The sequence below is a fragment of the Zoogloea sp. genome, from assembly GCF_041911615.1.
GTDB lineage: Bacteria > Pseudomonadota > Gammaproteobacteria > Burkholderiales > Rhodocyclaceae > Zoogloea.
Window position 1 is genome coordinate 108,155 of sequence record NZ_JAYROR010000002.1, and the last position, 6,000, is coordinate 114,154.

Genomic DNA, 6,000 nt, shown 5'->3' on the forward strand with positions numbered 1-6,000 from the left:
GCTCACCCCGCGCTCTCCACCGTGTCCGACACCTGCCCTACCCTACGCCGGGACGGCGATCGCGTCGTCATTCTCGACCAGACCCGCCTGCCCTGGCAGGAAACCTTCGTCAGCCTCAGCGGCCTTGACGACGCCGCCGTGGCGATCCGCGACATGCAGGTCCGCGGTGCGCCCCTGATCGGCGCCACCGCCGCCTTCGGCATCGCCCTCGCCATGCAGGCCGACGCCCGCGACGACGCCCTGACCCATGCCGACGCCGTGCTGCGCGCCACCCGCCCCACCGCGGTCAACCTGCACTGGGCGCTCGACCGCATGCAGGACGCCCTGCGCCCCCTGCCCGCCGCCCTGCGGCCAGCCGCCGCGTGGGCCGCCGCCGAAGCGATCCGTGCCGGTGACGCCGCCGCCAACGCCGCCATCGGCCGGCACGGCCTGCCATTGCTCGCCGCGCTGGCCGACGCCAGGCGCGGGGCCCTGCAGCTCATGACCCACTGCAACGCCGGCTGGCTCGCCACCTGCGGCCACGGCACCGCCCTCGCCCCGATCTACGCCGCCCACGCCGCCGGCATCGACCTGCACGTCTTCGTCAGCGAAACGCGCCCGCGCAACCAGGGCCTGCTCACCGAATGGGAACTCGCCCGCGCCGGCATTCCCCATACCCTGATCGCCGACAACGCTGCCGGCTGGCTGCTCGCCGAAGGCCGCGTCGACGCCGTCATCACCGGCGCCGACCGCATCGCCGCCAACGGCGACACCGCCAACAAGGTCGGCACCTATCTCAAGGCCCTCGCCGCCCACGCCCACGGCGTCCCCTTCTACATCGCCGCGCCCCGCTCGACGATCGACTTCGGCTGCCCCGACGGGCGCGCCATCCCCATCGAAGCGCGCAGCGGCGACGAAGTGCGCCTCCTCCACGGCCTCGCCGACGACGGCAGGGCGGCCCGCCTGCGCATCGCCGCCGACGCAACCCCCGCCTGCAACCCCGCTTTCGACGTGACCCCCGCAAAACTCCTGAATGGCATAATCTGCGAGTTCGGCGTGTATCCCGCCGACAGCCTCGCCGCCGTCGCCCACCGCTGAACCGCTCCAGGAGCCTCCCGATGATGAACGAGAACGTGCTGCGCGCCGGCCTCCTCGCCACCGCCCGCGAGATGGTCGCCAGCGGGCTCAACGCCGGCACCGCCGGCAATGCCAGCGTGCGCTGCGCCCGCGGCTTCCTGATCACCCCCACCGGCCGCGCCTACGACGAGCTCGCCGCCGACGACATGACGCTGGTGGCGATGGACGGCAGCTGGCAGGGGGCCTTCGCCCCCTCGTCCGAATGGCGCATCCACCGCGACATCTACGCCGCGCGCCCCGAAGCCGGCGCGGTGCTCCACGCCCATTCGCCCTTCGCCACCGCCATCGCCTGCCATCGCCGCGCAATTCCCGCGTTCCACTACATGATCGCGCGCTTCGGCGGCACCGACATCCGCTGCGCGCCCTACGCCCTGTTCGGCACCCAGGCGCTGTCCGACGGCGCCATCGCCGCCCTCGACGAACGCCGCGCCTGCCTGCTCGCCAACCACGGGATGCTCGCCCTCGGGCGCGACCTGCGCCAGACCCTGGCCCTCGCCCTCGAGTTCGAAACCCTCTGCGAACACTACTGGCGCGCCTGCCAGATCGGCAGCCCGAGCATCCTCTCGGCCGCCGAGATGGACGAAGTGCTTGCCCTGTTCGAAACCTACGGCCAACCCCAGCCCAGTGCGCCCCCGCCGCCGCCCGCCGACGCCGAGCCCGCCTGAGCCCCTGCCACCGATGTCCGCCCCGCCGCCTCCCGCTCGCCCCCGCGTCGTCCGCAGCCTGCTGTGGCGGATGCTCGCGGTGTTCCTGGTCAGCCTGCTGCTGATCGGCGCGGCCATCCAGTTCCTGATCGTCACCCCCGCCACCCAGGCCCTCGCCCGCGGCCGTCTCGACCTCGCCGTCAGCCAGGTTCATTTCGAGGCCGAACGCAGCATCCGGCGCGTCGAAACCCGCCTGCGTACGATCGGCGGCTGGGCCGCAGGGGGACGCCTGCGCCTCGATGACGTGCCCGGCGCGAGCGCCATGCTGGTGCCGCTGCTCGCCGGCGACAGCCCGATCGTCGCCATCCACCTGGTCGCCCCGGACGGTCGCCTGCTCACCGTGCAGCGCGAAACCGACGGCTGGCGCACCCGCCTCACCGACCCGCGCCGCGCCGCGCCGGCCAGCGGCTGGCAGCGCTGGAGCCTCGACGGCAAGCCCATCGCCGACAAGGCCGACACCCGCCCCGCCCCACCCACCGCCACCTGGCTCGACGCCGCCCGCGCCCTACCCGCCAACGACGCCAGCGTCGGCTGGCGCCCGCCCGAACGGCTGCCCAGCGGCGACGCCGGCATCACCGCCTTCAGTCACCACGCCACCGCCAACGGGGGCAACTGGCTCGTCGCCTGCGACGTTCAGCTCGCCGAACTGTCGCGCCTCACCCTCGAAACCCCGGTCGGCGAGCGGGGGGGCAGCGTGGTGCTGACCGACAGCGGCGAGGTCGTCGCCCTGCCGCGCTTCCCCCGCTTCGCCAACCTCGCCGACCGCCGCGAGGCCCTGCTGCGCCCCGCCGGCCAGATCGACGTCAATTACCTCACCCGCGGCTACGCGCGCTGGCTCGTCGCCGGCCACGGCGGCAGCGAAACCCTGGCCTACGAGAACGAAGGCGAAGCCTGGCTGGCCCAGTTCGCCCCCCTGCAACTGGGCAACCAGCAGTGGTGGATCGGCGGCTTCGCCCGCGAAAACGACTTCATCCCCGCCCGCCTGCAGGAAGTCGCCCCGGTGCTGCTCCTGCTGATCGGCCTCAGCCTCGGCGTCTCGGCCTTCATCGCCCGCCGCCTCGGACGCTGCCTCGACAGCGGCTTCGCCGCCCTCATCGCCCACAGCGAGCGCATCGGCCGGCTCGACCTCGACGCCGCCCCACCGGTCGTCACTCCGTGGCGCGAGCTGGCCGAACTCGCCGCCTCCCAGGAAACCATGCGCCGCCACCTGCGCGACGCCGCCGACGCCCTCGCCCGCAGCCAGTCCGATCTCGAAGCCAAGGTTGTCGCCCGCACCCGCGAGCTGGCCGAAAACCGCAACGCCCTGGCCGATCAGCTCCTGTTCATCCAGGTGCTCCTCGACGTGCTGCCCAATCCGGTCTTCTACAAGGGCCCGGATGCCCGCTACCTGGGCTGCAACCGCGCCTACGAGGAAGCCTTCGGCACGACCCGCGGCTTCCTCGTCGGCAAGACCGTCCTCGATCTTCCCTACCTGCCCGCCGATCTGCGCCTCGCCCACCACGAAGCCGACCTGCACACCATCGCCACCAACGGCACCCTGCACAAGGAACTCCGCCTGCCCTTCGCCGACGGCACCGAGCACGACACGCTGTACTGGGTCAGCGCCTTTCGCCTCGTCAGCGGCGAAGCCGGCGGCCTGCTCGGCGTGCTGGTGGACATCAGTGCCCAGAAGGAAGCCGAGCGCGAGGCCCGGCGCGCCCACGAGGCGAGCCGCCACATCCTGGAATCGAGCCCCATCGCGGTGGTCATCAACCGCCCGGGCAACCCGCCCCTGCTCGCCAACACCCGGGCCGCCGAACTCGCCTGCACCGACATGGCCGACTTCATGCGGCGCCCGGCCAACGCCTGGTTCCGCAGCCAGACGGTGGCCGACGCGGTGCTCGTGCAACTGCGCGACGGCCACCCCGTGCGCGACCACGAAGTCGAGTTCCGGGTGGCCGACGGCAGCATCATCTGGACCCTCGTCAACATCGAACAGCTCGATTTCCGGGGTGGCCCCGCGCTGATCGCCTGGATCTACGACATCACCCGCCGCAAGGCCGCCGAGCAGGAACTGCGCAAGCTCTCGCTGGCCGTCGAGCAAAGCCCCAGCATGCTCGTCATCACCAATCCGAGCGGCGCCATCCAGTACGCCAACCCGCGCTACTGCCGCGAATCGGGCCACACCGCCGGCGAACTGGCCGGCACCCGGCCCGATCTCGTGGACGCCGCCGGCCAGCCCATCGACTTCCACGCCGACCAATGGCACGCCCTCAAGGCCGCCGGCGTGTGGCGTCGCGAATGCCAGCTCCGCCGCCGTGACGGCGACCCCCTGTGGGTCGGCATCTCGGTCAGCGGCCTGGCCGAAAACCAGGGCGAGCACAGCGGCGAGATCACCCACTGCATCTGGGTGCTCGAAGACCTCTCGATGCACCGTCAGGCGCTCGCCACCCTGCGCGAGGCCAAGCGCCTCGCCGAAGAAGCAGCCGAATCCAAGACCCGCTTCCTGGCCAACATCAGCCACGAGATCCGCACTCCGCTCAACGCCATCATCGGCCTGGCCGGGCTGTGCCTGGGCAGCGGGCTCGACGAGCGCCAGCGCGACTACCTCGACAAGATCCAGGCCTCCGGCACCACCCTGCTCGGCGTGGTGAACGACATCCTCGACTTCTCCAAGATCGAAGCCGGCAAGCTGCAGCTCGAGCACATCGTCTTCAAGCTCGACCAGGTGCTCGACCATGTCGTCACCTTCACCGCCCAGCGGGCCCAGGAAAAAGGCCTCGAACTGCTCCTCGACATCGCCCCCGACGTCCCCCAGCACCTCGTCGGCGACCCTCTGCGGCTCGGTCAGGTGCTCACCAACCTGCTCGGCAACGCGGCCAAGTTCACCGACCGGGGCGACATCCGCCTGCAGGTCGGCGTCGCCGCCCGCGACGCCCAGCACGCCACCCTGCGCTTCGAAGTCCGCGACACCGGTATCGGCATGAGCGCCAACCAGCGCGACCGCCTCTTCGAAGCCTTTTCCCAGGCCGACACCTCCATGTCGCGCCGCTTCGGCGGCACCGGGCTCGGCCTCTCCATCGCCCGGCATCTGGTCGAGCTCATGGGCGGCGGCGGCATCGACGTGGACAGCACACCCGGCGAAGGCAGCGCCTTCCGCTTCGATGCCCGCTTCGAACTCGCCGCCGACGGCGCACCGCGCGTCCTGCCCGGCATCCTCGACGGCCTGCGCGTGCTGGTCGTCGACGACCACCCGGTGGCCCGTCGGGTTTTACTGCACCTGCTCAGCAACTTCCCGTTCCGCTCCGAAGCCGTCTCCTCGGCCGCCGAAGCCATCACCGCGGTGCATCGCGCCGACGGCGGCGACCGCTTCGGCCTCGTCCTGATGGACCTGCGCATGCCGCTCCAGGACGGCATCGAGGCCACCCGCCGCATCAAGCAGAACCGCCACCTCAGCGCACCGCCGGCAGTCATCCTGCTCACCGCCTATGGCGACGACCAGAGCGTCGCCCGCGCCGTGGACGCCGGCATCGACGGCTGCCTGCACAAGCCCGCCACCGCCTCGAGCCTGCTCGACGCCATCGTCGGCGCCTTCGGGATGCGCGCCGCGCCGCCACTGCCACCCCCTACCCCCGACCACGCCCACCAGCTTGAAGGCCTGCGCCTGCTCGTCGTCGAAGACAACGACATCAACCAGCAGATCGCCCGCGCCCTGCTCGAAAAGCGCGGCGCCCAGGTGCGCATCGCCGATAACGGCCGTCGCGCCCTCGACACCCTGCTCGCCAACGGCCCCGATGCCTTCGACCTCGTCCTGATGGACCTCCAGATGCCCGAAATGGATGGCCTCGAAGCCACCCGGCAGATCCGCCGCGATCCGCGCTTTGCCCATCTTCCCATCGTCGCCATGACCGCCCATGCCCTCGCCGACCAGCGCCAGCAATGCCTGGACATCGGCATGAACGACCACGTCGCCAAGCCCATCGTCCCCGAGCGCCTGTTCGAAGCCATCCTCCAGCACACGCGCCAGCCCAGGCCGCCGGCGGCCGCCAGCGTTCCCGATCTCCCCGGCATCGACGTCGCCGGCGCCCTGCGCCGGGTCGGCCACGACCCCGACGCCTACATCCGCCTGCTCCGGCGCTTCGCCGCCAGCCAGCGCGACTGCGCCGCGCGCATCGCCGACGCCCTCGCCGCGGGCCGCCCC

Annotated in this window: 3 protein-coding genes; all 3 read left to right on the forward strand. The window is 71.9% G+C overall.

Annotated features, from left to right (window positions below; all coding sequences use genetic code 11):
* The first annotated feature begins 21 nt into the window (after positions 1–21).
* Positions 22–1,077 (forward strand): S-methyl-5-thioribose-1-phosphate isomerase, encoded by a 1,056-nt coding sequence (gene mtnA, locus ACE3P2_RS00840; RefSeq protein WP_374259785.1) that lies wholly within the window; start codon positions 22–24, stop codon positions 1,075–1,077.
* A gap of 20 nt (positions 1,078–1,097) precedes the next feature.
* On the forward strand, positions 1,098–1,781 hold the full coding sequence (locus ACE3P2_RS00845) for a class II aldolase/adducin family protein (RefSeq protein ID WP_374259788.1): 684 nt from the start codon (positions 1,098–1,100) through the stop codon (positions 1,779–1,781).
* A gap of 13 nt (positions 1,782–1,794) precedes the next feature.
* The coding region (locus ACE3P2_RS00850) for a response regulator (protein WP_374259791.1) at positions 1,795–6,000 on the forward strand (4,206 nt) is incomplete at its 3' end.

Coding starts and splice junctions, on each gene's coding strand:
- ACE3P2_RS00845 (WP_374259788.1), top strand. CDS start 1,098: ATGATGAACGAGAACGTGCTGCGCGCCGGCCTCCTCGCCACCGCCCGC.